This window comes from Luteimonas lutimaris (assembly GCF_039537065.1).
GTDB classification, from domain to species: Bacteria; Pseudomonadota; Gammaproteobacteria; order Xanthomonadales; family Xanthomonadaceae; genus Luteimonas; species Luteimonas lutimaris.
The window spans coordinates 129,634-155,546 of sequence record NZ_BAAAZU010000004.1 but is presented as its reverse complement, the minus strand read 5'-3'; the positions used below and the strand labels follow the sequence as shown (position 1 = coordinate 155,546).

The 25,913-nt window shown below is 69.0% G+C and carries 22 protein-coding genes; 8 read left to right on the top strand and 14 right to left on the bottom strand.

From position 1 onward, the window contains the following. Window positions 1-44 precede the first annotated feature (44 nt). The 4 genes from lysS to ABD679_RS04825 form a co-directional block, all read right to left on the bottom strand. Window positions 45-1,562 (bottom strand): lysine--tRNA ligase, encoded by a 1,518-nt coding sequence (lysS, locus tag ABD679_RS04840; protein ID WP_344758838.1) that lies wholly within the window; start codon window positions 1,560-1,562, stop codon window positions 45-47. Window positions 1,563-1,610: 48 nt separating this feature from the next. Next, window positions 1,611-2,708: a hypothetical protein gene (locus tag ABD679_RS04835; protein WP_344758837.1), complete on the bottom strand. Its 1,098-nt coding sequence runs from the start codon at window positions 2,706-2,708 to the stop codon at window positions 1,611-1,613. A gap of 31 nt (window positions 2,709-2,739) precedes the next feature. Then, window positions 2,740-3,868, bottom strand: a protein-coding gene (gene prfB / locus ABD679_RS04830; RefSeq protein ID WP_344758836.1) for a peptide chain release factor 2 whose coding sequence is annotated in 2 segments (ribosomal slippage) — window positions 2,740-3,792 and window positions 3,794-3,868 — 1,128 coding nt in all. Because the reading frame shifts where the segments join, the coding sequence is not laid out codon by codon here. A gap of 56 nt (window positions 3,869-3,924) precedes the next feature. Then, entirely contained in the window at window positions 3,925-4,827 is a 903-nt protein-coding gene (locus ABD679_RS04825; protein ID WP_344758835.1) for a LytTR family DNA-binding domain-containing protein, read from the bottom strand. Window positions 4,828-4,980: 153 nt separating this feature from the next. Here ABD679_RS04825 and ABD679_RS04820 point away from each other — a divergent pair, with 153 nt between their 5' ends. The 5 genes from ABD679_RS04820 to ABD679_RS04800 all read left to right on the top strand — a co-directional run bounded on the left by ABD679_RS04820 (window position 4,981) and on the right by ABD679_RS04800 (window position 11,768). Then, window positions 4,981-6,186, top strand: coding sequence for an acyltransferase family protein (locus ABD679_RS04820; protein WP_344758834.1), 1,206 nt, complete (start codon window positions 4,981-4,983; stop codon window positions 6,184-6,186). Window positions 6,187-6,198: 12 nt separating this feature from the next. Next, on the top strand, window positions 6,199-7,200 hold the full coding sequence (locus ABD679_RS04815; RefSeq protein WP_344758833.1) for a phosphatase PAP2 family protein: 1,002 nt from the start codon (window positions 6,199-6,201) through the stop codon (window positions 7,198-7,200). A gap of 109 nt (window positions 7,201-7,309) precedes the next feature. Beyond that, a complete protein-coding gene (locus ABD679_RS04810; RefSeq protein ID WP_344758832.1) occupies window positions 7,310-8,407 on the top strand; it encodes a lysophospholipid acyltransferase family protein in 1,098 nt (365 codons plus the stop codon). Further along, window positions 8,392-9,267, top strand: a complete 876-nt coding sequence (locus ABD679_RS04805; protein WP_344758831.1) for a phosphatase PAP2 family protein — start codon at window positions 8,392-8,394, stop codon at window positions 9,265-9,267. Before ABD679_RS04810 ends, ABD679_RS04805 begins: the two co-directional genes overlap by 16 nt. Beyond that, entirely contained in the window at window positions 9,264-11,768 is a 2,505-nt protein-coding gene (locus ABD679_RS04800) for a PEP/pyruvate-binding domain-containing protein (RefSeq protein WP_344758830.1), read from the top strand. The genes ABD679_RS04805 and ABD679_RS04800 overlap by 4 nt, the downstream gene beginning before the upstream one ends. Before the next feature lie 163 nt (window positions 11,769-11,931). Here ABD679_RS04800 and ABD679_RS04795 read toward each other — a convergent pair whose 3' ends face one another. From ABD679_RS04795 to carA, 7 genes are all read right to left on the bottom strand, one after another. Further along, window positions 11,932-12,417: a hypothetical protein gene (locus ABD679_RS04795; RefSeq protein WP_344758829.1), complete on the bottom strand. Its 486-nt coding sequence runs from the start codon at window positions 12,415-12,417 to the stop codon at window positions 11,932-11,934. Between the two features lie 330 nt (window positions 12,418-12,747). Continuing rightward, a complete protein-coding gene (recJ, locus tag ABD679_RS04790; protein WP_344758828.1) occupies window positions 12,748-14,466 on the bottom strand; it encodes a single-stranded-DNA-specific exonuclease RecJ in 1,719 nt (572 codons plus the stop codon). Continuing rightward, complete coding sequence (locus ABD679_RS04785; protein ID WP_344758827.1) at window positions 14,463-15,401, bottom strand: phosphoglycerate mutase; 939 nt, start codon at window positions 15,399-15,401, stop codon at window positions 14,463-14,465. The genes recJ and ABD679_RS04785 overlap by 4 nt, the downstream gene beginning before the upstream one ends. 1 nt (window position 15,402) lies before the next feature. Next, window positions 15,403-15,879 (bottom strand): transcription elongation factor GreA, encoded by a 477-nt coding sequence (gene greA / locus ABD679_RS04780; protein ID WP_344758826.1) that lies wholly within the window; start codon window positions 15,877-15,879, stop codon window positions 15,403-15,405. Continuing rightward, window positions 15,876-19,121 carry a carbamoyl-phosphate synthase large subunit gene (carB, locus tag ABD679_RS04775; RefSeq protein ID WP_344758825.1) on the bottom strand — a complete coding sequence of 1,082 codons (3,246 nt, stop codon included), beginning with the start codon at window positions 19,119-19,121 and terminating at the stop codon, window positions 15,876-15,878. The genes greA and carB overlap by 4 nt, the downstream gene beginning before the upstream one ends. Continuing rightward, the gene (locus ABD679_RS04770) at window positions 19,121-19,549 is read right to left on the bottom strand and encodes a four helix bundle protein (protein WP_344758824.1); all 429 of its coding nucleotides are present in this window, start codon (window positions 19,547-19,549) and stop codon (window positions 19,121-19,123) included. The genes carB and ABD679_RS04770 overlap by 1 nt, the downstream gene beginning before the upstream one ends. Next, window positions 19,546-20,700: a glutamine-hydrolyzing carbamoyl-phosphate synthase small subunit gene (gene carA, locus ABD679_RS04765; RefSeq protein ID WP_344758823.1), complete on the bottom strand. Its 1,155-nt coding sequence runs from the start codon at window positions 20,698-20,700 to the stop codon at window positions 19,546-19,548. The genes ABD679_RS04770 and carA overlap by 4 nt, the downstream gene beginning before the upstream one ends. A gap of 84 nt (window positions 20,701-20,784) precedes the next feature. On the opposite strand from carA, the gene ABD679_RS04760 reads away from it, so the two are divergent. Genes ABD679_RS04760 through ABD679_RS04750 form a run of 3 tightly spaced genes read left to right on the top strand, consistent with a single transcriptional unit; the run spans window position 20,785 to window position 23,389 of the window. Next, window positions 20,785-21,582 (top strand): prolipoprotein diacylglyceryl transferase, encoded by a 798-nt coding sequence (locus ABD679_RS04760; RefSeq protein WP_344758822.1) that lies wholly within the window; start codon window positions 20,785-20,787, stop codon window positions 21,580-21,582. Beyond that, window positions 21,567-23,000, top strand: coding sequence for a radical SAM protein (locus ABD679_RS04755; RefSeq protein WP_344758821.1), 1,434 nt, complete (start codon window positions 21,567-21,569; stop codon window positions 22,998-23,000). Before ABD679_RS04760 ends, ABD679_RS04755 begins: the two co-directional genes overlap by 16 nt. Then, complete coding sequence (locus ABD679_RS04750) at window positions 22,997-23,389, top strand: hypothetical protein (RefSeq protein WP_344758820.1); 393 nt, start codon at window positions 22,997-22,999, stop codon at window positions 23,387-23,389. Before ABD679_RS04755 ends, ABD679_RS04750 begins: the two co-directional genes overlap by 4 nt. Window positions 23,390-23,399: 10 nt before the next feature. Here the strand turns inward: ABD679_RS04750 and dapB are convergent, their stop codons facing one another. From dapB to dnaJ, 3 genes are all read right to left on the bottom strand, one after another. Continuing rightward, a complete protein-coding gene (dapB, locus tag ABD679_RS04745; RefSeq protein ID WP_344758819.1) occupies window positions 23,400-24,113 on the bottom strand; it encodes a 4-hydroxy-tetrahydrodipicolinate reductase in 714 nt (237 codons plus the stop codon). A gap of 97 nt (window positions 24,114-24,210) precedes the next feature. After that, window positions 24,211-24,633, bottom strand: coding sequence for an energy transducer TonB (locus tag ABD679_RS04740; RefSeq protein WP_344758818.1), 423 nt, complete (start codon window positions 24,631-24,633; stop codon window positions 24,211-24,213). 140 nt (window positions 24,634-24,773) lie between these two features. Beyond that, complete coding sequence (gene dnaJ / locus ABD679_RS04735; protein WP_344758817.1) at window positions 24,774-25,907, bottom strand: molecular chaperone DnaJ; 1,134 nt, start codon at window positions 25,905-25,907, stop codon at window positions 24,774-24,776. Window positions 25,908-25,913 lie beyond the last annotated feature (6 nt).

Genomic DNA, 25,913 nt, shown 5'->3' with positions numbered 1-25,913 from the left:
CGTCATCCCGCGGCAGATGGCAACCCGGCAGCCGCGCGGCCGCCTCAATCGGCGGTTTCCGGCCGCATGTAGGGGAACAGCAGGACGTCGCGGATCGATGCCGAACCGGTCAGCAGCATCACCAGCCGGTCGATGCCCACGCCCAGCCCGCCGGTCGGCGGCAGGCCAACCTCGAGCGCACGGATGTAGTCGGCGTCGAAATGCATGGCCTCGTCGTCGCCGCCGGCCTTGGCCTCGACCTGGGCACGGAAGCGCGCGGCCTGGTCCTCGGGATCGTTGAGCTCGGAGAAGCCGTTCGCCATCTCCTTGCCGCCGATAAACAGCTCAAAGCGGTCGGTGATGCCCGGCTCGCTGTCGGACTCGCGCGCCAGCGGCGAGACCTCGACCGGATAGTGGGTGATGAAGGTTGGCTGGATCAAGCCGGCCTCGACCGTCTTCTCGAAGATCTCCAGCAGCAGCTTGCCCCAGCCGTAGCCGGGCTTGACCGGCACCTTCAGCCGCGCGCAGTGCGCGGCCAGCGCATCGCGGTCGCGGCAGTCGGCGACGCTGATCTCCGGGTTGAGCTCGCGCACCGCCTCTTCCAGCTTCCAGCGGCGGAAGCGCGGGCCGACGTCGATCGCGTTGCCGTCCCATTCCAGCGCGGTCGTGCCCATGGCCTCCTGCGCGACGTCGCGGATCATCGACTCGGTCAGGTCCATGACCTCGTCGTAGCTGGCGTAGGCCTCGTACAGTTCGAGCATCGTGAACTCGGGATTGTGCCGAGTGCTCACGCCCTCGTTGCGGAAGTTGCGGTTGATCTCGTACACCCGCTCGAAGCCGCCGACGACCAGCCGCTTGAGGTACAGCTCCGGCGCCACGCGCAGGAACAGGTCCAGATCCAGCGCGTTGTGGTGGGTGGTGAACGGCCGCGCGGTCGCGCCCCCTGCGAGGTAATGCATCATCGGCGTCTCGACCTCGAGGAAGCGCCTCGCATCGAGCCAGCGACGGATCGCGGCGATGATCTGCGAACGCTTGACGAAGACCTCGCGCGCCTCGGGGCTCACGATCAGGTCGACGTAGCGCTGGCGATAGCGCTGCTCCACGTCCGCCAGCCCGTGCCACTTGTCCGGCAGCGGCCGCAGCGACTTGACCAGCAGCCGCAGCGTGTCGGCCTTGACCGACAGCTCGCCGGTCCTGGTGCGCATCAGGGTGCCGGTGACGGCGACGATGTCGCCCACGTCCCAGCCCTTGAAGGCGTCGTAGGCATCGTCCAGCACGCCCTTCTGCAGGAACAGCTGGATCCGTCCCGACACGTCCTGCACCTGCGCGAACGCGGCCTTGCCCATCACCCGCTTGGCCAGCAGGCGCCCGGCAAGCGCGACGCGCCTGCCCTCGCCCTCCAGCGCCTCGCCGGTCCAGCGCTCCGCATCCGCATAGGCATCCTGCAGGTCCTGCGCGTAGTCCGCACGACGGAAGTCGTTGGGGAACGCGATGCCCTGCGCGCGCAGCGCGGCGAGTTTGGCGCGGCGCTCGGCGATCAGGTGGTTCTCGTCGGTGGGCGCGGTGTTGGTTGGGTCGCTCATGGGGCTCGTGTGCTTTGGGTTCGTGTCGGCGGGCGTTGCTTTGCGGTACTAGGGTCCAAACAGCGCGGGATTGTTCCGTTCCAGCACCTTGTACGGGACCACGGACCAGTCCGGACTGTCGCAGGCACGGGCCGCGCGTGCAAAGTAGGCACCGAGGTACAGGCCATTGTCGGTCATGTACCAGGCGGGGAAGGCCCAAACCGACGGGTCCGAATAGTCGCAGTCTCCGTCCTTCATCCGCGCGGGGTACAAACCCTGGAACAGTTCGGCCACTGCGGGTGCGAATACGTCATTGCGGTACCGGGACGATTCACCGGGATCCGGCACCGGCCGTCCGTCGCTGCCCGGCCGGTAGACGTCTTCGAGCGCAAGTTCCCGCCCGGTGGTGGCGTCGATCGTAGTGCCCCGGGTGCCGAAGTCGGGATGCGCACTGCCGTAGCAGCCCCAACTGCTGGAAACGGCATAGCTCACGAGGCGTTCGTTGAGGTAAAGGCTGGTCACCCCGGTTCCCTCGTCGCCGGACCCGCCGTTTCCGTCCGGACACGAAAAGTGCTGCGAGACATTCGTGTAGAAGTCCCGATCGATGATCCGGTTGATACGGACCATGGCCGCCTTCGGATAGCCGTCGACGACGTGGAACATGGAAACTCCGGACAGGGGCTCCGAAACCCAGCGGATGCGATAGCCGTTACCGGTTGTTTCTTCCTTCCCCGGGACCAGGCGAATGTTTGCCAGCCGCAATCGCTCGTAGTCGGACAACGGCCGTTCGAATGGGATGTCCGGACGCAGCTCCGGGACGTTGCCGGGCGCGACAAGGGTCAGCTCCACAGGCAGCATCCGGCCCTTTCCGTGACGAAAACTGCCGCTGAAACTGTCGCCATTGCGCGAGAGGACGAAGTAGTCGGCCTTGTCCTTGTCGTCGTCGTAGCGGGGCGAACTTAGTCGATATCCCTCTTCGGTCGACTCTCCACGCAGCGGGATATCCTGCCGATATCTCTCGTAAAAATAGGTACCGTCCATGCGGTCGTCGTACGTATTGAGTTCCAGCACGACGGGATACGGGCCGATCGTACCCCGTAGCAGCCAGGTTTCGGCGTGCAGCGCAGGAGCCGACAGCATCAACAGCCCGCCCAGCATCAGCGACACGGCAGCACGAATCGCAACAGGGCTGTCGGCGTTACACGGCATCGCTGCGCTTCGAACCGGCCTCGAGACCTGATTTCAGGCTCGCCTCGACGAATTCGTCCAGGTCGCCGTCGAGCACCTTCTGCGTATCCGAGCGCTCGATGCCGGTGCGCAGGTCCTTGATCCGGCTCTGGTCGAGTACGTAGTTGCGGATTTGGCTGCCCCAGCCGATGTCGGACTTGGTGGCTTCCAGCGCGTCGCGCTCGACGTTGCGCTTCTGCACTTCCAGCTCGTACAGCTTGGCCGCCAGCATCTTCATCGCGCGGTCGCGGTTGGCGTGCTGGCTGCGCTCGGTCTGGCAGGCGACGACCGTGTTGGTCGGCACGTGGGTGATGCGCACCGCCGACTCGGTCTTGTTGACGTGCTGGCCGCCGGCGCCCGACGAGCGGTACACGTCGGTCTTGAGGTCCGCCGGATTGATGTCGATCTCGATGCTGTCGTCCACTTCCGGCGACACGAACACCGAGGTGAAGCTGGTGTGGCGGCGGTTGTCGGAATCGAACGGCGACTTGCGCACCAGCCGGTGCACGCCGATCTCGGTCTTGAGCCAGCCGTAGGCGTACTCGCCCTCGACCCGGAAGGTGGCCGACTTGATACCGGCAACGTCGCCGCCGCTGACTTCCATCAGCTCGGCCTTCCAGCCGCGGTGCTCGCACCAGCGCAGGTACATGCGCAGCAGCATCTCGGCCCAGTCCTGGGCCTCGGTGCCGCCGGCACCGGCCTGGATGTCGACGAAGGCATTGGCCGAATCCATCTCGCCGGAGAACATGCGCTGGAATTCCAGCTTGTCGACGCGTCCGGCGAAGCGCTCGACGTCCTCGACCACGGCGTTGGCCGTGTCCTCGTCGTCCTCGGCCTCGGCCAGGTCGAGCAGTTCGTTGGCGCCGCCCAGCCCTTCGGTCAGCTCGCGGATGCCGTTGACGGTCTTGTCGAGCAGCGAGCGCTCGCGCCCCAGCGCCTGTGCGCGTTCGGGGTCGTTCCAGACGTCGGGATTTTCCAGTTCCCGCTCTACTTCCTCCAGGCGCTCGCGCTTGGTGTCGTAGTCAAAGAAACCCCCTCAGCGCATCCAGCCGACCGGTCAGGTCGGCGATGCGCTGGCGCACGGGATTGAGTTCGATCATGGGTGGCCGGCAACGTGAAAAAGGTCGTGAATTCTAGCAGGCCGGCCGTGCGCGGCCTACGCGGTCGCGGCGGGCGCGCCTATCCGTGAGCGCAGCGCGTCACGCTGGCGCCGGCTGCACGGCAGTGCCGTACCGTCCCTGAGGTGCACGCGCGCATCACCGCTGTCCAGCGGCTCGATCGAAGCCACCTGGTCCAGGTTGACGATGTAGCTGCGGTGGATCCGCACGAAGCGGTCCGGGTCGAGCTGCGCGGCGATGCCGGCGATGGTGCTGCGCAGCGGGTAGTCGCGTCCACGCACGCGCAGGTTGACGTAGTTGCCGGCCGCCTGCAGCCACTCGATGTCGCCGGCGGCAACGAGGAATTCGCGCCCGAGCTTGCGGACCAGGAAGCGCTCCGGCAAGCCGGCCTGTTCCGGCGCCGAGCCGTCGTCGGGTGGATCGAGCAGCCGCACTTCTCCCTGCAGCCGGCGCCAGAACCAGCGGTAGCCATGGTCGACGATGACGATCAGGGCGAATGTCCGCACGTCCTTGAGGTACTCATAGGCGAACCGGCGCGGCCAGTCGTCGATGGCGTAATGGTCGCCCAGCAGCGCGTACCCCGCCTTGCGCACCAGCACCATGCCGACCACGTGCAGGATCGACCACGCCAGGCTCGCGGCGACGTACGCCGGCAGCCGGCGGCGCCAGGTGTCGGCGTGCATCGGCCAGCGGCTGCACAGCGCCAGCAGCCCGGGCAACAGCAGCAGCGACACCAGCGCGCTGCTGCCCTCCCAGAGCGCCGGTTGCCAGGCTGGCAGGGCGTAGCCGTCGCGCTGCGCATCCATGAGCGCGACCATCGTATTGGCGGCCGCGGGGATGGCGAAGGCGAGGATCCAGAACGCAAGTTCGATCCGGCCCTGCCAGGGCAGGTAACGCCGCCAGGGTTCTTGGGCACGTGCATGCCCGGACGCTTCATTCATCCGCGCATTCTAGGGCGACGGGCACCTGCGGCGACCGCGATTGGTCCCCGTGGCCCCGCGGTTCGTCCCCGCAGCCCCCAATTCCGGCACTTTGGCGCTTCCGTTGGCCGTGCGGCGGCGCAGTCTGTCCGCCCGCCAACTGATGCACCTGCCATGCCCCGCCGCCACGACATCGACGCCCTGCGCGTCATCGCCTTCGCGCTGCTCATCGTCTACCACGTCGGCATGGCCTACGTCGCCGACTGGGGATTCCACGTCAAAAGCACCTACCAGGCCGAATGGCTGCAGTGGCCGATGATCGCGCTCAACCGCTGGCGGATGCCGCTGCTGTTCATGATCTCCGGCATTGCGCTCGGCCTGGCCGGGGTCGATCGCGCGCCGTGGCGTTTCGCCGCCCGGCGCTGCTGGCGCCTGCTGCTGCCGCTGGTGTTCGGCATGTTCGTGGTCGTCGCGGTGCAGGCCTACTGCGAAGGCCTGGCCAACGGTCGGCTGGCGCCGGGCTTCGGGGCCTTCCTGCTGCGCTACTGGCAGGCTCGTCCGTGGCCTCCGGGTACCTTCACCGGCGCGGAGTTCGGTATCACCTGGAACCACCTGTGGTACCTGGCCTACCTGTGGCTCTACACCCTGCTGTTGCTGGTCCTGCTGCCGCTGCGCAGGCTCCCGGCCATGCAGCGATGGGCCGGTAACAGGTGGCCGACCTGGTTGCTGCTGTCGTTGCCGGTGGCGTGGCTGGCCGCCTGCCGGCTGGTCCTGGCGCCGCGGTTCCCGGAAACCCACGCCCTGTTCGGCGACTGGACGGTGCATGCACAGTCGCTGCCGCTGTTCCTCGCCGGTTATGCGGTGGCCGGCAACGCCGGTTTCTGGCAGCGGATCCGGACCTTGCGCTGGTCGATGCTGGTGATTGCGCTGGGCTGCCTCGCCATCGAACTGTCGATCCGCGCCGGCGGTCGCTACCTGCCGCCGGACGCGGCGATCCCGGCGTGGGTCCCGTGGGCCGAGATCGAGCGCATCGCCCGCGCGGCCTATACGTGGACGGCGCTGCTGGCGATCTTCGGTTGGGCCCAGGTCCTGCTGGACCGCCGTTTCCGCTGGTTGCCGTACTGCACCGAGGCGGTGTTTCCCTGGTACATCCTGCATCAGAGCCTGATCGTGCCGCTGGCGTTCTGGCTGGCGCCCCTGCAGCTGGGGCCGCTGCTGGAACCGGCGCTGGTGCTGGGCGGCACCGTGTGCGGCTGCCTCCTGTTGCACGAGTTCGTGATCCGCCGCACGCCGCTTCTCCGCCCGCTGTTCGGCCTCAAGCGCAAGCGCGTCGACTCGGTCGACGGCGTGGGCGCGCGCACCGCACAATCGACCGCCTGACCGGGAAGCATCATGTTCGAAGTCGACCCCAACCTCTGGTTGCAATCCTTCGCCTCGCCAGCGCTGCACTGGCTGATGCTGGCGATCACCACGCTGGGCTACGAGTGGTTCTACATCGCGTTGATTGTGGTGCTGGGCTTCGGCCTGCGCCTGCGGCCGACGCTCGGCGTGATGCTGGCACTGCTGCTCGCGGGCGTGGCCACGCATGCGGCCAAGACCGGCTTCGAACTGCCACGCCCGACCGACGTGGACGCACGGGTGTTGCACGAGGGCGAGGGACACGTCCCGCTGGTGGCGCACGGCGGCGCCGACCGCTTCCTGGCCCTGCCATCGCCGCAGGCGCGCGAGGCGATCCGCGCGCAGGCTGATCCGGATTTCGGTTTCATCAGCGGCCACGTCGCCGCCGCCACCGCGATGTGCCTCGGACTGCTGCTGTGCTTCCGGATACGCAGGCGCGCGGCCTGGATCGCGCTGTGCGCGTGGCCGCTGCTGATGGGGCTGTCGCGGATGTACCTGGGCCGGCACTTCCTGGGCGATGTCCTCGGCGGCCTGGGCGCCGGCCTCGTCGCGGCATTGCTGGCCGCATGGCTGCTGCCCGCGGACGTGCCGGAGGCGGTTGCGCGGCGGCGTTTCCGGCTGCTCTGGATCGGCACGGCCGTGCTGTTTTCGGCCGCCCTGTTCACGCCGCTCATCGACAGACCCACGCTGGGCCAGCTGGCGGGCCTGGTCCTCGTGCTCGCCGCCTTGCGCTGGCGCGGTTTCCCGGACGATCGCGCCACCCTGGCCAGGCGCGTGGCGCGCGTGGCCTGCCTGTGCGCGATGTATCTCGCCGTCAAGGTCGCGATGCAGTGGCTCGGCAGTGCCTACGGCTGGCAGGACGACGATCCGCTCTGGTTGCCGACGATCGCCATCGCGACCGCCGTGATGTTCCTCGGCGGCATCGGCATTGCAAGACAACTGCGGCTGTTCGGCCGCTCCGCCGGCGTACCTGCAGTCCCGTCTTCCGCCGCCTGACGCCGCCTCCGGGTCCTGCACGGGCGACTGGGCGACGACAGGTTCGTCGCATCGCTGCGCGTTGTGCGGATATCATCGGCGCAAGACCCCGCCGCCACAAGGAAACGACTTGCCGGCACGGACGCTGCCCCCTTCCGACGCGAAGACCCGGTTCCAGCCGGGCCGTCCCCTGCCCGCCTGGCATCGCATTGTCTCGGCGCTGCTGCGCACGTTCTATTTCGGACCGGTCGCGATCAGCGGCGCACGCAAGCGACCGAGCGCCCTGCGCGGCGGGAGGCTGGTGCTGGCCAGCCACCGCAACGGCGCCATCGACGGCTACCAGGTGCTGCGCGCGTTTCCCGGGATCCAGTTCCTCGCCTCCGTGCAATTGCTGCGCAACGGGTTCCTGAAACTGATGTTCACCGGTATCCCGGTGGTGCGCGGCAAGGATCGCGAGCGCTACGGGATCGAGCGCGCGGCATTCGACGACCCGGTTGCCGCGGCTTGTGCGCACCTGCGGGCGGGCGGCGACATCGCGGTCTTCCCCGAGGGCAGCAGCGAATGGGGACATCGTCCGCAGCCCTACCGCGCGGGCGCGGCGCGGATCGCGCGGGTGCTGGTCGACGAGGGACTCGACCTGGAGGTCGTGCCCGCCGGCCTGTTTTACTCGGCGCCCGACCGCTTCCGTTCGCTGGCGGAAGTGCGCATCGGTGCGCCGGTGGCGGTGCCGACGCGCGACGGACGCGACGACCGGGCCTGGGAGCAGGCGCTGCAGCGGGCGTTCGGCGAGGCGCTGGACGCGGTGTCCGTCAACTGCGACGACGCGGCGGCGTTCGAATCCGCGCAGCGGCACGCATGCACCGCGATGCGGAACGGGCATTCATTCGCCGGCGCCTTCCTCGAACGACAGCAAGCGCTGCGCGGCGGCGCGCTGCCCGCCTCCGCAAGCGCGCAAGCCCCCGCTTGGCGTCGCATCGCACGCGGCGTCGCGCTGGCCGGCATGCTGGCCCTGTGGCCGGTGCTGCTGGCCGCGTGGCTCGCCGGACGCAAGGCCGATGCGCGCAACACCGTCACCTTCTTCCGCATGGCCGGCGGGCTGGCGATGGCACTGCTGTGGCTCCCGCTGCTGTGCGCGGCGCTGGTCGCCTGGCCCTGCGCCACCGCTGCGCTGCTGGTGCTGGCCGCCGCCGGCTGGTGGCTGCCGGGATTGCGATGGCTGCGGCCGTGAGCCGGATGCACGGCATCGTGCGCTGGCTGGGCATCGCTTTCGCGCTGCAGTTGCTCGCCATCCTGCTGCTCGGCAGCGTGGGCGCCTGGCAGCTGCGGCTCGCCGACCTCTATCCGTGCACGGCGATGGGCCTGGTCGCGTGGCTGCTGCTGGCGCGCGCCACCTGGGCGCGTCCGGGCAGTCCCTGGAACAGCTGGCTGGGCACGCTGCAGTTCGCCACCTGCTGGACCGTATTCCCGCTGTTCAAGGGCATCCGCCAGGGATTCATCCAACACACCGCCGACGCATCGCTGCTCGCCGCGGACCGCGCGCTGTGGGGCGGCGCCAGCCTGCCCGAGCACGCGATGGCCTGGCAGAGCCCGCTGCTGTCGGAGATCTGCAGCGCGGGCTACTTCCTGTTCTATTTCATCGTGCTGGTGCCGGCGGTGGCGTATTCGTTCCGGCGCCGGGGCGCGGAGGCGCGCGCGTTCTTTGCGGGACTGATGCTGATGTACCTGGCGGGCTTCGTCGGCTACCTCGCCGTTCCCGCGGGCGGGCCGTTCATCGCATTCCCGGACGTGTTCCCCTACCCGCCCGCCGGTGGCCCGATGACGGCGTTCCTGTCCCGGATCGTGGACGCCGGTGTCACCGGCATGGACGTGTTCCCGAGCCTGCATGCGGGTATCGGCACGTACGTGCTCGGATTCCTCTACATCAGCGGGCGCCGCGCCTGGGCCGGCGTGCTGCTGCCCGTGGTCGCGGTGCTCGTCGTGGCGACCGTCTACCTGCTCTACCACTACGGCATCGACGTGGCCTGCGGACTGGCGCTGGCGGCGCTGGTGCTGGCCTTCGTCCGGCGCTATCGAAAGGAGATTGCATGAACCTGGTCATCGGCTTCGACGATCCGCGCGCGGACGCGATCGACACCAGCGGCGGCAAGGGCGCCAGCCTCGCGCGGGCGGCGCGTGAACTGCCGGTGCCCGACGGCGTGATCGTGTCCAGCGACGCGTATCGCCGTTTCATGCAGCCGCTGGCCGGGGCCGTGTCCAACGCGTTGGCAGAGTGCGGCGACGATGCCGGCGCCGCCGCGCAGCGCGTGCGCGAACTGGTGCTGGCCGCGCCGCTGCCCGGCGAACTCGCGCCGCAGCTGGAAGCCGCGATGCAGGCACGCGGACTGCTGCAGTCGCGCGTGGCGGTACGCTCGTCCGGCACGCTCGAGGACCTGCCCGGCGCGGCCTTCGCCGGCCAGCACGACACCTTCCTCGGCCTGCGCGGCATCGATGCGGTGTGCGACGCACTGCGCCGCTGCTACGCCTCGCTGTGGAACCCACACGTGATGCTGTACCGCCAGCGTCTCGGACTGGACCACACGGGCGCGGCGATGGCCGTGGTGGTGCAGGCGATGGTCGACGTGCAGGCCGACGAGGCCGCCGGCGTGGCCTTCTCCATCGACCCGGTGCGCGGCGACCTGTCGCAGGTGCTGGTGAACGCGGCCTTCGGCCTCGGCGAGACCGTGGTGGCGGGCGAGTCGCCGGTGGACGAGTACCGCCTGCCGCGCGAAGGCGACGCGTCCGGCGAGGAGTCGGTCACCATCAAGCCGCAGGCGCTGGTTGCCGACGGCGACGGCGTTGCGGCGGTCACGCTCGATCCCGCGCATGCCGCGCGTTCCGCGCTCGACGCTGCCCAGCGTCGCGACGTGGCGCGGCTCGCGCTGGCGGCCGAGCACCACTTCGGCTTCCCGCAGGACATCGAGTGGGCGTTCCATGACGGCCGGCTGTTCCTGCTGCAGTCGCGTCCGGTGACGCGGATCCCCGCGCGCTGGACCCGCGACGAATCCGCCGAGCGCTTCCCCAACCCGGTCACGCCGCTGACCTGGGACCTGTGCGAGGCCGGCTTCCACGCATCGCTCAACTACAGCTTCCGCCTGATGGGGTTGCCGCCGTTCGGCGAGAAGTGGTTTGCGATGCACGACTACAACATCTACGGCAACCAGAACGCGGTGGAACTCTACAGCGGGCGCTTACCGGTCGGAATGCTCAAGGATGTCGACAGCATCCGCGCCGCGCTGCCGCAGATCGCGCGCCAGTTCGCCTGGGTGCAGGAACTGCCGGTGACCTGGATGCGCGACCTGGACACCTACCTGATCGGCATCGGCGCGCTCGCCAGCGAGCAGCTGGACGACAAGTCGTTGCCGGAGCTGTGGGACTACGTGCTGCGGATCAACGCGCTGGGCGCCGAATACTTCCTGCCCAACATCGCCATCTCGCTGACCCAGCGCACCCTGTACGCCGGGCTGCAGCAGATGCTGCGCCTGGCGCTGCCGGCCGACCGCGCGCAGGCGGTGTTCGATGCCCTGCTGGCGCAGACCGATACCAAGACCGGGCAGATCAACGCCGAACTGTGGCAGCTGTCGCGGCTGCTGCTGCGCGACCCGGCGCTGCACGACGCGCTGCGCGGGACGGATGCAAGGCAGGTGCTCGACGTGCTGCCGGCGCACGCGGAATTCGAACAAGCCTTCAGGACCTTCCTGCAGCGCCACGGCCATCGCGAGCTCGACTTCGACGCCTACCAGCCGACCTGGTGCGAGGCGCCGCACATCGTGCTCGAACAGATCAAGCTCATGGCGCAGCGCAGCGACGAAGACCATGCCGCGCAGGACAACGTGCGGCGGATGGAACAGGCAGGCGTCGAGCACGCCGTGCTCTCGCAGGCACCCGGCGAGCTGCGCTACCTGGTGCAGGAAGTGATCCGCCTGGCCCGCGCCTATACCGCGCTGGACGACCTGGAGCACTACCAGACCACGCGCCTGACGCCACCGCTGCGCCGCGGCCTGCGCGCGGTCGGCGAGCGGCTCGTGGCGCTGGGCGCGCTGGACGCGCCGATGGACGTGTTCTTCGTGCCGTTCGAGGAACTGGATGCCGCGCTGAGCGGTGTGGAAGTCCCGGCAGGACACATCCTCGAAACCGCGCGCCGGCACAAGGCGGGCTACGAGGCCGCCCTTGCGCAAGCACCGCAGTGGAACCTGGGCGAAGACACCGTCGCGCCGGTCGAAGCAGACGGCGTCCTGCGCGGGCTGGCCGGCAGCCCCGGCACGGTCGAAGGCGAGGCCTTCATCGTGCGCAGCCCGGAGGATTTCCCGAAATTTCCGTCCGGAGCGATCCTCGTCGCGCGTACCACCAGCCCGGCGTGGACGGCGCTGTTCTACCAAGCCACCGGCGTGATCACCGAAAGCGGCGGCCCGCTGTCGCATGGCGCGGTCACGGCGCGCGAGCTGGGCATCCCGGCAGTGATGAGCGTGCGTGACGCGATGGAGCGGATCGCCAGCGGCCAGCGCGTGCGGATCGACGGGCGCAACGGCGTCATCGAACTGTTGACATCGTGAACCGCCCCGCGGGGCCGCTATCACATCACAAACTGTGTAGGTCCATGACGTTGCGCAGCGGAACCGGGAAGCGGTTGATGGAGCGAATAGCCAAGGTGAGGACGCAGCCGACAGCCAGTGCCCCTATCACCCGGATGAACGACTTACTGAGAAATCACCAAGACTAGTCCTTGGGACTCGTCTCTTTTTCCTTCTCCGCAGAAAATGCCGTCAGTTCCCATTCACTGCCATTCCAAGTGACGGTACTGGTATAAGTCCAACCACCCTCGCTCCATGTCTGCGTGATGGTATCGCCCACTGCGACTTGCGCTGTCGCCCAGTCAGGCGCAGGAACTGCCAAAGCATTACTACGCGAAGTCGACTCGGTGTGCCGAATCGTGGCCTGAAGGGAAGTGCTGTCCGTCAACAGCGGGTCCGCCATATTGAACCTTGCGAGATCCACTGCATCCAAGCCCATGCTTGACCGCAGTTGCTGGACAGCTTCACGACCTTTGACGGTACTACTGGTTGTGAACTCGCCTCTGTCCGGAATCGTCTTCTGGAACTCTGCGGCCGTCGGCGGTTTGGGTAAATCTCGTGTCTGCGCCACCGCATGACCTGTGAGCGCGACGGTAAGTGAAGTAAGTAGTGCGATATGTCCAAAGTTCATGATGAATCCATCCTGTCAACGCGCCATCATTGGCAGACCCCACCGTATCGGTCCCCATCGAGTTCATAATTAATCCTCCATAAACCTTGGTCCGTCACGTCAATTTGAGCGTGCCGCGCCTCACAGAGCGGACTCGCGCGCAATGGATCGCGCGTTCTAATCGCAACCTTCGCCTCGCATTTTTTTATATTGCCGGATGTTGGTGACCACTACGACGGGCCACGGCTGTCGCGATGTCCTTTTGCGCATCGCGACGCGACTGAAGCTATTCAAGGCGGGCATCACCAACGCGTGATGCCGACGCATGTAACTTGCGCCGGCGTCGTGCGCTCAATCCGCCGGTTCGCGATGCACCACGACCAGCTGGATCGCATCGCCGCCACGGTAGTCATCGGGCGTGAGCCGGTAGGCGATCCGCACGCGCGCGCCGGGTGGCGTGCCGGTCCAGCCGCCGAACTCGATCGCCTGCAGGCGCTTCCCGGCAAGCCCGAGTTCGAGCTTCAGGTGCTGCGTGCCGACCGGACGCCACGACAGCACGTCGAATTCGCCGTCGAACAGCGGCTCGGGGAAGCCCTGCCCCCACGGCCCGCCGTCGCGCAGCGCGCAGGCGCTGTGGATGTTGAAGGCACCCGCCGCCAGCTCGCCGTCGCTGGCGATGATGTCCTGCAGCAGGTCGGGCGTGAGCATCGCTTCGGCCGTGTCGACGAACGCCCGCTCGAACGCCTCCAGATGCCCGCGCGCGAGCGTCAGTCCGGCCGCCATGGCGTGTCCGCCGAAGCGTTCGACCAGGCCCGGGTGCGCGGCATCGACGGCCGCCAGCGCGTCGCGGACGTGGAAGCCCGGGATCGATCGCGCCGAACCGCGCAGCGTGTCGCCACCGGGGTCGCCCGGTGCGAACGCGATGACCGGGCGGTGCAGGCGCTCCTTGAGCTTCGACGCCACCAGTCCGACGACGCCGGGATGCCAGTCGTCGTGGAACAGGCAGTGCGCGGCGCGCGGCGACGCGGTGACGTCGGGCAGCGCCGAAAGCGCCGCTTCCGCGTCGCCGAGCATCTGCTGTTGCACGGCGCGCCGTTCGGCGTTGATGCCGTCGAGGATGGCGGCCAGTTCGTGCGCGCGCGTCGGGTCGTCGCAGAGCAGGCATTCGATACCCAGCGCCATGTCCTCCAGGCGCCCGGCGGCGTTCAGGCGCGGCGCGATCGCGAAGCCGATGTCGGCCGCGGCGAGGACTTCGGCACGGCGGCGCGACACTTCGATCAGCGCCTGCAGGCCGGCACATCCGTGTCCCGCGCGCAGGCGCCGCAGTCCCGCCGAGACCAGGGCACGGTTGTTGGCGTCCAGCGGCACGAGGTCGGCGACGGTACCGACGGCCACCAGGTCGAGCAGCATCGACAGGTCGGCGGCGCCGTCTTCAAGCCGGCCTGCCTCGCGCAGCTTCCTGCGCAGTGCCAGCAGGACGTAGAAGATCACGCCGACACCGGCCAGCATCCGGCTGCCGAAGCCGTCGCCGCGCTGGTTCGGATTGACGATGGCATCGGCCGGCGGCAGCGATTCGCCCGGCAGGTGGTGGTCGGTGACCAGTACCTGCCAGCCGTACGCCTTGGCGGCGGTGATGCCGGCGTGGCAGGCGATGCCGTGGTCAACGGTGACGAGCAGGTCCGGCTGCAGCGCGGCCAGTTCGTCGACCAGCGCGGGCGACAGCCCGTAGCCGTGCACCATGCGGTTGGGCACCGCGTGCGAAACACGTGTTGCACCGAGCATGCGCAGGCCGCGCACGGCGACCGCGCAGGCGGTGGCGCCGTCGCAGTCGAAGTCGCCGACGACGAGGATGTGGCGACCCCCGGCAATGGCGTCGGCAAGCAGCGCGGTGGCGACATCGAGGCCGAGCAGGCCGTCGGGCGGCAGCAGGTCCGCCAGCCGCGGGCGCGCGCTGGCGTGGTCGCGTGCGCCGCGGGCGCTGTAGACGCGGCGCAGCAGCGGCGGCACCGAATCGGGCCAGTCCTCGCCGACGACGCATTCGCGGCGCCGGATCGTACGCGCCATGCTCATGCGTCGAGCCGCGCCAGCGGCCGGCGCCAGAAGCGCCAGCGCTGGCCGGGCGCCAGCGTCCAGGTGCGACCGTCGGCGAAATCCAGGGACAGTTCCCGCAGTTCGCCGCGGGCCAGCGCCGCGCAGGCCGGCAGCAGCCAGTCGCGCTCCAGCGCCGCGAGGTCGCGCGCCTCGTGCAGGTCGAACACGGCGTCATCGGAACCGGCCGCAAAAACTGACGGAAGCGGCCGTGCGATGCCCGCTGCATCGGCAAGCGCCAGCGCGATCTCGTCGCCGGAGTGGATGGCTGCGTGCTTCGACTGCACCGAGTCCGGCAGCGCACCGGCGCCCCAGAACCACAGCGAGTTCACCGGCGCCCTGCCCTGTTCCGCGCGCCGGGCGTTGTGCGGGTGGTTGTGCAGGACGACCTGCGCCTCGCCCAGCAGCACGCGCCAGCGTCGGCCTTCGCTGCCCTCGGCCAGGTGGTCGAACAGGTCCGCGCCCAGGGCGTCCGCCGGCTCGGCGAACGCCGGCACCTTCGCCCCCTGCGGCAATCGCAGGTACCAGCGCGCGGGATGCGGGGCATCGATGGGAAAGCCGGCGTCGCCGAACAGCGGCCGCAGCGCCGGCAGGAAGGCCGCACGGTCCTCGTCGTCCAGCCCCAGCGACGCGCCGATGGCGAGCAGCCGTGCACCGTTGATGTCCGGGCGCACGTATGACGGATCGGCGCGCAGCCATGCGGAACCGGCTGCGTCGCCGACGTCCATCTGGCGCGCCAGCGCCGCCAGCGGCCAGTGGTCCGGCAGCAGGCGCACGTGCCGCCGCAGCTGCGCACGCCGGCCGGGATCGCCTGCTCGTGCACGATCCGCGCGGCCGAGCGCGCGGGAAAGATCGCCACCCACCCGCTGGCCGCCCAGGCGTTCGCCGGCGGGCAGCAGGAAGGTCGTCCGGGGCATGTCAGCCGACGTAGCGGACTTCGACGATTTCGAACTCGCGGATGCCGCCGGGCGCTTCGATGGTGACCTCGTCGCCCTCGTGCTTGCCGATCAGCGCACGCGCGACCGGCGAGGAAATGGCGATCAGGCCCTGCTTGATGTCGGCCTCCAGGTCACCCACGATCTGGTAGCGTTTCTCCTCGCCACTGTCGGCGTCGGCCAGCAGCACGGTGGCGCCGAACACGATCCGGTCGCCCGCGTCGAGCGTGGACACGTCGATGACCTGCGCGTGCGACAGCTCGCCCTCGAGCTGCTTGATGCGGCCCTCGATGAATCCCTGCTGCTCGCGCGCGGCGTGGTACTCGGCGTTTTCCTTCAGGTCGCCGTGCGCGCGCGCCTCGGCAATGGCATTGATCACCGCCGGGCGCTGGACAGACTTGAGCTGTTCGAGTTCGGCGCGCAGGCGCTGCGCGCCCTGGGTGGTGATGGGTGCTCTCATGGTTTCCTCAGTTCTTCGTGCAATTCCTGCAGCGCCCAGACCGGCCCGCTGCCGCGATATTCCAGAGAATGCAACAAGGCCCGTGCGCCGGCAATGGTGGTCGAATAGGTCACGCCCTGCTGCAGGGCCTCGCGCCGGATCGAGAACGAGTCCGCGATCGCCTGGCGGCCTTCGGTGGTGTTGACGATGTAGGCGATCTCGCCGTTCTTGATCAGGTCGACGATGTGCGGCCGGCCCTCGGCCACCTTGTTGATGTGCGCGCATTCCAGGCCGTTGTCGCGCAGCCACGCCGCCGTGCCGCCGGTGGCGACCAGCGACCAGCCGCGCTCGATCAGTTCGCGCGCGACGGGCAGCACGCGCGGCTTGTCCGGGTCGCGCACGGAGATGAACGCCTTGCCGACCGGCGGCGTGCGGATGTTGGCCGCCTCCTGCGCGCGCGCGAACGCGGCGCCGAAGCTGCGGCCCACGCCCATCACCTCGCCGGTGGAGCGCATTTCCGGGCCGAGGATGGGATCGACGCCCTGGAACTTGGCGAACGGGAAGATCGCCTCCTTCACGCAGTGGTAGTCGGGCACGACTTCCTCGGTGGTGCCCTGCTGGGCCAGCGTCATGCCGGCCATGCAGCGCGCGGCGATCTTGGCCAGCGGCCGGCCGGTGGCCTTGGACACGAACGGCACCGTGCGCGAGGCGCGCGGGTTGACCTCCAGCAGGTAGATCACGTCCTCGCCGCCTTCGCCCGCCTGCACCGCGAACTGGGTGTTCATCAGGCCGACGACGTTGAGCGCGCGCGCCAGTGCGACGACCTGCTCGCGCAGCCGCGCCTGGGTGTCGGCGGACAGCGAGTACGGCGGCAGCGAACAGGACGAGTCGCCCGAGTGCACGCCAGCTTCCTCGATGTGCTCCATCACGCCGCCGATCAGGACGTTGCCCTCGCGGTCGGCGATGACGTCGATGTCGACTTCCACGGCGTTGTCGAGGAAACGGTCGAGCAGCACCGGCGAGTCGTTCGAGACCTGCACCGCGTCGCGCATGTACTTGCTCAGGTCGGCGTCGGCGTGCACCACTTCCATGGCGCGCCCGCCGAGCACGTAGCTGGGGCGCACGACCAGCGGATAGCCGATCTCCTTCGCCAGCACCAGCGCCTGTTCGGCGCTGCGCGCGGTGCGGTTGGGCGGCTGCTTCAGGCCGAGGTCGTCGACGAGTTTCTGGAAGCGCTCGCGGTCCTCGGCAAGGTCGATGCTGTCCGGCGAGGTGCCGATGATCGGCACGCCGTTGGCCTCCAGCGCACGCGCAAGCTTGAGCGGTGTTTGCCCGCCGTACTGCACGATCACGCCCTTCGGCTTCTCCAGCTCGACGATCTCCAGCACGTCCTCGAGCGTCAGCGGCTCGAAGTACAGGCGGTCGGAGGTGTCGTAGTCGGTCGAGACCGTCTCCGGGTTGCAGTTGACCATGATGGTTTCGAAGCCGTCCTCGCGCAGGGCGAGCGCGGCGTGCACGCAGCAGTAGTCGAACTCGATGCCCTGCCCGATCCGGTTCGGCCCGCCGCCGAGCACGATGATCTTGTCGCGGTCGCTGGGCTCGGCTTCGCACTCGTCCTCGTAGGTCGAGTAGAGGTAGGCGGTGGTGGTGGCGAATTCGGCCGCGCAGGAGTCCACGCGCTTGTACACCGGACGGATGTCGAAGGCGCGGCGCAGGGCGCGGATCGCCTTCTCGTCGGTCTGCACCAGCTGTGCCAGGCGCGCGTCGGAGAAGCCCATGCGCTTGAGCCGGCGCAGGCGCGCGGCGTCGAGTGCAGCAACGCCGGCCGCCGCGACATCCTGCTCGACCTCGACCAGCTCCTGGACCTGGTCAAGGAACCAGGGATCGACGAACGACAGCGCATGCACCTCTTCGACCGACATCCCGGCGCGGAAGGCATCGGCCAGGTGGAACACGCGCTCCGGGCCGGCTTCCTTCAGCTCCCGGCGCAGCGTCGCCAGATCGTCCTCGTTGCCGAGGTCCAGGCCGGTGGGGTCGAGCCCGACCTTGCCGGTCTCCAGCCCGCGCAGCGCCTTGTGCAGCGATTCCTGGAAGCTGCGGCCGATGGCCATCACCTCGCCCACCGACTTCATCTGCGTGGTCAGGCGCGAGTCGGCCTGCGGGAACTTCTCGAATGCGAAGCGCGGGATCTTGGTGACCACGTAGTCGATGGTCGGCTCGAACGAGGCCGGGGTCAGGCCGCCGGTGATCTCGTTCTTCAATTCGTCGAGCGTGTAACCCACCGCCAGCTTGGCCGCGACCTTGGCGATCGGGAAGCCGGTGGCCTTCGACGCCAGCGCGGACGAGCGCGACACGCGCGGGTTCATCTCGATCACCACCACGCGCCCGTCCTGCGCGTTGATGCCGAACTGCACGTTGCTGCCGCCGGTGTCGACGCCGATCTTGCGCAGCACGGCGATGGAAGCGTCGCGCAGGCGCTGGTATTCCTTGTCGGTGAGCGTCTGCGCCGGCGCAACGGTGATCGAGTCGCCGGTGTGCACGCCCATCGGGTCGAAGTTCTCGATCGAGCACACGATGATGCAGTTGTCCGCGGTGTCGCGGACAACCTCCATCTCGAACTCCTTCCAGCCCAGCACCGACTCCTCGACCAGCACTTCGTGCGTCGGCGAGAGTTCAAGGCCGCGCTTGACGATTTCCTCGAACTCCTCGACGTTGTACGCGATGCCGCCGCCGCTGCCGCCGAGCGTGAAGCTCGGGCGGATGATGGTCGGGAAGCCCACCCGCGACTGGATGTCCACGGCCTGCTCGTAGCTGCGCGCGACTTCGGCCCGCGGGCATTCCAGCCCGATGTCCGCCATCGCCTGCTTGAACAGCTCGCGGTCCTCAGCCATGCGGATGGCCTCGCGCCTGGCGCCGATCAGCTCGACGCCGTGCTTTTCCAGCACGCCGTTGTCGGCCAGGTCGAGCGCGCAGTTGAGCGCGGTCTGCCCGCCCATCGTCGGCAGCAGCGCGTCCGGCTTTTCCTTGGCGATGATCTTCTCGACCGTCTGCCAGTTGATCGGCTCGATGTAGACCGCATCGGCCATGTCCGGGTCGGTCATGATCGTGGCCGGGTTGCTGTTGACCAGCACCACCCGGTAGCCCTCGTCGCGCAGCGCCTTGCAGGCCTGCGCGCCGGAATAGTCGAACTCGCAGGCCTGGCCGATGACGATCGGGCCGGCGCCGATGATGAGGATGGTCTTGAGGTCGCTGCGACGGGGCACTAGAGGTAATCCTGGCTGGTTTCTGACACGCGGGACCCGGGGTTCGGGACTCGGGACCCGGATTCGAGCTTTCGCGATAACGCTTGGGAAAGCCTGAGTAGCATCTGGCTGGCGCGGTCACAGGAATCCAAGGCTTTCGCGATGGCCGGAGCCTGTTCCGCATACAGGTCCGAGGCGAGCAACAACTGTGTCTGCAGCTCGGCGCAGGAACCCTGTGCGATCGAAACAAAGCGCGCGTAATCCCGCGTGCTCCCGCGCGCGTTGCCCTCGGCAATATTGGACGGAATCGAAACCGCTGACCGCTGCAGTTGCGAGCTCAGCCCATAGCGCTCTTCGCGGGGAAAGCCGGCAGTAATCGCATAGACCTGCCTGGCGAGCGTCATGGCCAGTTGCCAGACATCCAGTTCGCGGAAATGGGAAATGCTCACCCGCCCATCCCCGAGTCCCGGGTCCCGGGCCCCGGGTCCCGCATCGCCGCAATGAAACGGTCGAACAGCGGCGCGACGTCGTGTGGCCCGGGACTGGCTTCGGGGTGACCCTGGAAACTGAAGGCCGGCGCGTTGTCCAGTTCGATGCCCTGGTTGGAGCCGTCGAACAGGGAACGGTGGGTGACGCGCGCGTTCGCGGGCAACGTCGCCTCGTCGATCGCGAAGCCGTGGTTCTGCGAGGTGATCATCACGCGGCCGCTGTCGAGGTCGATCACGGGGTGGTTGGCGCCGTGGTGGCCGAACTTCATCTTCAGCGTGGTCGCGCCGATGGCCAGCCCGAGCAACTGGTGGCCGAGGCAGATGCCGTACAGCGGGATCTTCCTGGCCAGGAACTCGCGGATCGCGGCGATGGCGTAGTCGCAGGGCTGCGGATCGCCGGGGCCGTTGGACAGGAAGATGCCGTCCGGCTGCATCGCCAGCACGTCCGCCGCCGGGGTCTGCGCCGGGACGACGGTGACGTCGCAGCCGCGCTCGGCGAGCATGCGCAGGATGTTGCGCTTGACGCCGAAATCGTAGGCGACGACGCGGTACCTGGAGTCGACTCGCGTGAACTCGCCGCTGTCGAGGTCGAGCTGGCCGTCGCGCCAGGCGTAGTGCTCGCGGGTGCTGACTTCCTTCGCCAGGTCCATGCCGCCAAGGCCCGGGAACTTGCGCGCGGCCTCGATCGCCTTGTCGGCGTCGATGTCGCCGGCCATCAGCGCGCCGTTCTGCGCGCCGCGGTCGCGCAGCAGCCGGGTCAGCTTGCGGGTGTCGATGCCGGCGATGGCGACGATGCCGCGCGCGCGCAGCCAGTCGGGCAAGGAACCTTCGCTGCGCCAGCTCGCGGGCCGGCGCGGCACGTCGCGCACGACAAGGCCGGCGGCCCAGGCCTGCCCTGCCTCGTCGTCCTGCGCGGTGCAGCCGGTGTTGCCCACGTGCGGATAGGTCAGGGTCACGATCTGGCGCGCGTAGGACGGGTCGGTGAGGATTTCCTGGTAGCCGGTCATGGCGGTGTTGAACACCACCTCGCCGACGGAAAGGCCGGGCGCGCCCACGGAAATGCCCTCGAACACGGTGCCGTCTTCGAGGACGAGGATTGCGGAGTCTGTCACGGGGGGATCGCCTACGTCGGGTTGCAAAAAACCGCCGACGCGGCGCTCGGCCGGCCGGAGGCGAGAGGAATCAGGCGAGCGGGAATGATACCGGCGCCGGCCCCGCTGCGCCAGCGCCGCAGGCCCCTCTACACTGCCGGGATGATGCTGGCGCCGTACTGGATCCACACCGTGCTCGAGGTCGCGGCCTACTCCGTGGGGTTCCGCCTGTACCTGCGCGAGCGACGGCGGCGGGCCGTGCCCGCGCTCGCTTCGCGCGAGCACGCGATCGCGGTCGGGGCCGGGGCGATCATCGGCGCCGCCCTGGGCAGCAAGCTGTCGTACTGGCTCTACGACCCGGCCTGGGCCTTCGCCGGGTTCCCGGACTGGCGCCACCTGCTCGAGGGCAAGTCCATCATCGGCGCGCTGCTGGGCGGCCTGTGCGGCGTCGAACTGGCCAAGCGCCTGGACGGCGTGCGCGGATCCACCGGCGACGCCTTCGTGCTGCCGCTGGTGGCCGGGATGTGCATCGGCCGCATCGGCTGTTTCCTCTCGGGGCTCGACGACCACACCTATGGCAACCCGACGTCCCTGCCCTGGGGCGTGGATTTCGGCGACGGCGTGCCGCGACACCCGACCCAGCTGTACGAGATCATCTTCCTGCTCGCGTGGGGCGGCTGGATCGCGGCACGGTGGGCGCGATTCGAGCGCGAAGGCGACCGCTTCCGCGTGTTCCTCGCCGGCTACCTGGCTTACCGGCTGCTGGTCGAGTGGATCCGGCCCATGCCGCTGCATTACCTCGGGTTGTTCTCCGGCCTGCAACTGCTGTGCATCGCCGGCCTGCTCTACTATCGACGCGACCTCCCGCGGATCGCACGGACATTGGCATGGACGCGAAAGTAAGGCCGTACCTGTTCTACGACAGCGCCGTCTCGGTGTGTTCGACCTGCCTGCGCCGGGTCGAAGGCAGCATCCTGTTCAAGGACGGCTGCGTGTACATGGACAAGTGGTGCCCGCAGCACGGCCGCCAGCGCGTGCTGCTCGCCGATGATGTCGACTACTACCGCCTGTGCCGCGAGCGCTTCATCAAGCCGCCGGAGCTGCCCCGGCGCTTCAACACCGAGCGCCGGTGGGGATGCCCCTACGATTGCGGCCTGTGCCCGGAGCACATGCAGCACAGCTGCCTGACCCTGATCGAGGTCACCGACCACTGCAACCTGCGCTGCCCGATCTGCTACGCCGACTCCGGGCCGCACCGGCCCGGCTTCCGCGACATGGCCACGATCGAGCGCATGCTCGACGCGGTGGTGGCCAACGAGGGCGAGCCGGACGTCGTGCAGATCTCCGGCGGCGAGCCGACCCTGCATCCGGACTTCTTCGCCATCCTCGACGCCGCCAAGGCGCGCCCGATCAGGCACCTGATGGTCAACACCAACGGACTGCGGATCGCGAAAGAGCCCGATTTCGCCGCCCGCCTGGCCGACTACATGCCCGGTTTCGAGCTGTACCTGCAGTTCGACTCGCTGCGCGACGAGGTCCACCAGGTGCTGCGCGGGGCGAAACTGCGCGACATCCGGCTGCGCGCGCTGGAGGCGCTCAACCGCCACGACGTCTCGACGACGCTCGTGGTCACGGTCAAGAAGGGTCTCAACGACGGCGAACTGGGCGAGATCATCGACTTCGCGCGCGCCCAGCCCTGCGTGCGCGGCGTAACCTTCCAGCCGATCCAGAACGCCGGGCGCACCGAGAACTACGATCCGTCGCGCGACCGCCTTACCCTCACCGAGGTGCGCCGCCGCATCCTCGACCAGAGCGACCTGTTCCGGCCCGAGGACCTGATCCCGGTGCCCTGCCATCCCGACAGCCTGGCGATGGCATATGCGCTCAAGCTCGGCGAGCGCTTCGTGCCGCTGACCGGACTGGTGCCGCCGGAGGTGCTGATCGAGGGCGGCCGCAACTCGATCGTGCTGGAGAAGGACGACGGCCTGCGCGACGCGGTGTTCAAGCTGTTCGCGACAAACCATTCGCCGCAGTCGCAGGCCTGCTCGCTGTCCGACCTGCTGTGCTGCCTGCCGCAGGTACAGGCGCCGGAGGGCCTTGGCTATCGCAACGTGTTCCGGGTGCTGATCATGGCCTTCATCGATGCGGAGGGCTTCGACCTGCGTTCGGTGAAGAAGAGCTGCGTGCACATCGCGCAGCCGGACGGCACCATCGTGCCCTTCGACACCTTCAACCTGTTCTACCGGGACGACCTGCGCGGGAAGCTGGAACAACTGCGCGCCCGCGTCGATGCCGGCAATGCCGTGGAGGCAAGCGCATGAGCGACGAACAGACGCCCTATTCACCGCCGAGGTCGACGCAGCCCCCGCCCCTGCCCGACCGCTCCGGGCGCGATCCCCGTGGCTCGCTGGGCACGGGTATCGGCCTGTTCTTCGCCTCCCTGGCGGGTGGCTGGATCCTCGCGTCGATCCTGCAGGCGGCGATAGAGATCGCTGTACCGAAGCTGGCATATGCCACGTCGATGTTCCTCATTCCCCTGCTGCTGCCATGGGTGGTCGCGCTGGTGCTGGGGCTGTGGCTGGCGTCGCGCGGGCGCACGCGCACGGCGCTCGGGATGTTTGTGGGGTTCGGCCTGCTGGGCGCACTGGCCCTGCTGCTGGTGGCGGCCTGCTTCGGGCTCATCGCGGGGGGAATCGGCCCGTTCCGCTGAGCGGCGTGCCTCAGGCGAGCATGTCGCGAAGCCGATAGGCGCCGGCTCCGCGCCGGGCCAGCGCCAGCGCGGCATGCAGCGCGCCGCGGGCGAAGATGTCACGGTTGCCGGCGCGATGCACCAGCTCGATGCGCTCGCCGGCGGTGGCGAACTGGACCAGGTGCTCGCCGACGATGTCGCCGGCGCGCACGCTGCTGTAGCGCGGTTCGGCGCCCTCCCGCTGCGCCGCAGCGCCGAGCGCCAGCGCGGTGCCCGAGGGAGCGTCGAGCTTGCGCGTGTGGTGCATCTCGACGATGTCGCAATCCCAGCCGTGCAGGGCCGCGGCCGCGCGCTCCACCAGTTCTTCGAGCAGGGCCACGCCGAGGCTGAAATTGGCCGCCCACAGCACACCGATGCGCTCACCGGCCTGTCGCAGGGCGGCCTGCTGGGCCTCGGACAGCCCGGTAGTGCCGGACACGAGCGCGCTGTCGCGCGCCAGGCAGGCGGCGAGGATCGCGTCGAAGCCGCCCGGCAGGCTGAAATCGATCGCCACGTCGAACCCGGGCGCACCGCCAAGCTCGGCTGCCGAGAAGTGCGGAATGCCGTCCACCACCCGCTGCGCCGGCGAACGCGACGAGACCGCGCCGACGACGCGGCAGTCGTCGCGTTCCGCGCACAGGCGCAGCAGTGCACGGCCCATGCGGCCGGTGGCACCGTGGATCAGCAGTCGGGTGGGTTCGCCCATGCAGGGAGGCTAATCGGGGACCGGTCCGGCCACAAGCCATCGCCGGGCCCGGAACCCGCGGCGGACGCAGGCGCGGTCAGCCGCGGGTCGCGCGTGGTTATTCGAACGAGTACGTGATCGGCACCCGGTGGCGCGTCCGCTGCGGGTTGCCGTCGCGCATGGCCGGCTGGAATTCCCAGTGCCGCAGCGACAGCACGGCGTGGTCGCACATCTTTTCGTCGTCCTGCCGCACCCGGGCGACGTCCACCGCCTTGCCGGTGGCGTCGATGGTGAACTCCAGGACGCACACGCCGGTCATGCCTGCCAGCACCCGCGACACCGGGTAAAGCGGAACGTAGCCGCGCAACATCAGCGGCGGCGTGCCGGCTTCGGCGTCGTTTGCGAGCGCGGCGTTGAACGCTGCGTATTCGGCGGCGCTGAACTCGCGGCCGGTATCGGCCGGATGGGCTGCGTGGGCAACGCCGCCGAGGGCAGCGGCGAGGACGAGGATCAGGGCGTGGAGGCGGGTCTGGACGGACATGGGGGTCTTCTCCGGTTCGGGCGTGCCTGCGTGGCACCCGTCGAGCCTGCCCGCGCCCACCACCCGGGCTCAAGCCGGCCGCGCCGGGTATCCGCCGGCGACCCGCGAGGGATCACCGGATGATCCCGGGCTGCCGCCGGTTAGGACACCATCCGGTCCCAGAAGCCCTTCACACCGTCGAAGAAGGTGCTGGACTTGGGCGAGTGGCGGCGGGCGCCGTCGCCCACGAAGGTGGTTTCGAATTTTTCCAGCAGCTCGCGCTGCTCGGCGGTCAGGTTGACCGGGGTTTCGACGACCGCCTTGCAGTAGAGGTCGCCAGTGCTGCGACTGCGCACGGACTTGACGCCCTTGTCGCGCAGGCGGAAGACCTTGCCGGTCTGGGTTTCGGCGGGGATGCGGATCTCGGCCTCGCCGTTGAGCGTCGGCACGCGGACGGTGTCGCCCAGCGCGGCCTGGGAAATGCGGATCGGCACCTCGCAGTGCAGGTCGTCGCCGTCGCGCTCGAAGATCGGGTGCGGGCGCACGCGGACTTCCACGTACAGGTCGCCCGGCGGCGAACCCGGCGGGCCGGCCTCGCCCTCGCCCGACAGGCGGATGCGGTCGCCGTTGTCGACGCCCGCGGGGATCTTCACCGACAGGACCTTTTCTTCCTCCACGCGCCCGGCGCCGCGGCAGGCCGGGCACGGGTTGGCGAAGGTCTGGCCGCGGCCGTGGCACTGCGGGCACGGCTGCTGCATCGAGAAGATGCCGCGCTGGAAGCGTACCTGGCCGCGGCCGCCGCAGGTCTCGCAGGTGTCCAGCTTGCCGTCCTCCGAGCCGGTGCCCTTGCACGGCTCGCACCCGGCCAGGGTGGGGATCTCGATACGGCGCTCGATGCCGGCAACGGCTTCCTCGAGATCCAGCTCCATCACGTAGCCGACGTCGGCACCGCGGCGCGGACCGCGTGCGCCGCCACCGCCGAAGATGTTGCCGAAGATGTCGCCGAAGATGTCGCCCATGTCGGCGTAGCCGCCGGGGCCGGGGCCGGCGCCACCGCCGCCCATGCCGTGCTCGAACGCGGCGTGCCCGTGCTGGTCGTACATGCGGCGCTTGCCGGCATCCGACAGCACCTCGTACGCCTCCTTGCACTCCTTGAACGATTCCAGCGCGGAGCTGTCGCCCGGGTTGCGGTCCGGGTGGTACTTCATCGCGCAGCGGCGATAGGCCTTCTTCAGCTCGTCGCCGCTGGCGTCGCGGGCCACGCCCAGGACTTCGTAGTAGTCGCGTTTGCTCATGGATCG

Coding starts and splice junctions, on each gene's coding strand:
- ABD679_RS04800 (WP_344758830.1), top strand. CDS start 9,264: ATGAACCTGGTCATCGGCTTCGACGATCCGCGCGCGGACGCGATCGAC.
- ABD679_RS04750 (WP_344758820.1), top strand. CDS start 22,997: ATGAGCGACGAACAGACGCCCTATTCACCGCCGAGGTCGACGCAGCCC.
- ABD679_RS04815 (WP_344758833.1), top strand. CDS start 6,199: ATGTTCGAAGTCGACCCCAACCTCTGGTTGCAATCCTTCGCCTCGCCA.
- dnaJ (WP_344758817.1), bottom strand. CDS start 25,907: ATGAGCAAACGCGACTACTACGAAGTCCTGGGCGTGGCCCGCGACGCC.
- ABD679_RS04785 (WP_344758827.1), bottom strand. CDS start 15,401: ATGCCCCGGACGACCTTCCTGCTGCCCGCCGGCGAACGCCTGGGCGGC.
- lysS (WP_344758838.1), bottom strand. CDS start 1,562: ATGAGCGACCCAACCAACACCGCGCCCACCGACGAGAACCACCTGATC.
- greA (WP_344758826.1), bottom strand. CDS start 15,879: ATGAGAGCACCCATCACCACCCAGGGCGCGCAGCGCCTGCGCGCCGAA.
- ABD679_RS04760 (WP_344758822.1), top strand. CDS start 20,785: ATGATACCGGCGCCGGCCCCGCTGCGCCAGCGCCGCAGGCCCCTCTAC.
- dapB (WP_344758819.1), bottom strand. CDS start 24,113: ATGGGCGAACCCACCCGACTGCTGATCCACGGTGCCACCGGCCGCATG.
- ABD679_RS04755 (WP_344758821.1), top strand. CDS start 21,567: ATGGACGCGAAAGTAAGGCCGTACCTGTTCTACGACAGCGCCGTCTCG.
- ABD679_RS04795 (WP_344758829.1), bottom strand. CDS start 12,417: ATGAACTTTGGACATATCGCACTACTTACTTCACTTACCGTCGCGCTC.
- ABD679_RS04805 (WP_344758831.1), top strand. CDS start 8,392: ATGGCTGCGGCCGTGAGCCGGATGCACGGCATCGTGCGCTGGCTGGGC.
- ABD679_RS04820 (WP_344758834.1), top strand. CDS start 4,981: ATGCCCCGCCGCCACGACATCGACGCCCTGCGCGTCATCGCCTTCGCG.
- recJ (WP_344758828.1), bottom strand. CDS start 14,466: ATGAGCATGGCGCGTACGATCCGGCGCCGCGAATGCGTCGTCGGCGAG.
- ABD679_RS04740 (WP_344758818.1), bottom strand. CDS start 24,633: ATGTCCGTCCAGACCCGCCTCCACGCCCTGATCCTCGTCCTCGCCGCT.
- ABD679_RS04825 (WP_344758835.1), bottom strand. CDS start 4,827: ATGAATGAAGCGTCCGGGCATGCACGTGCCCAAGAACCCTGGCGGCGT.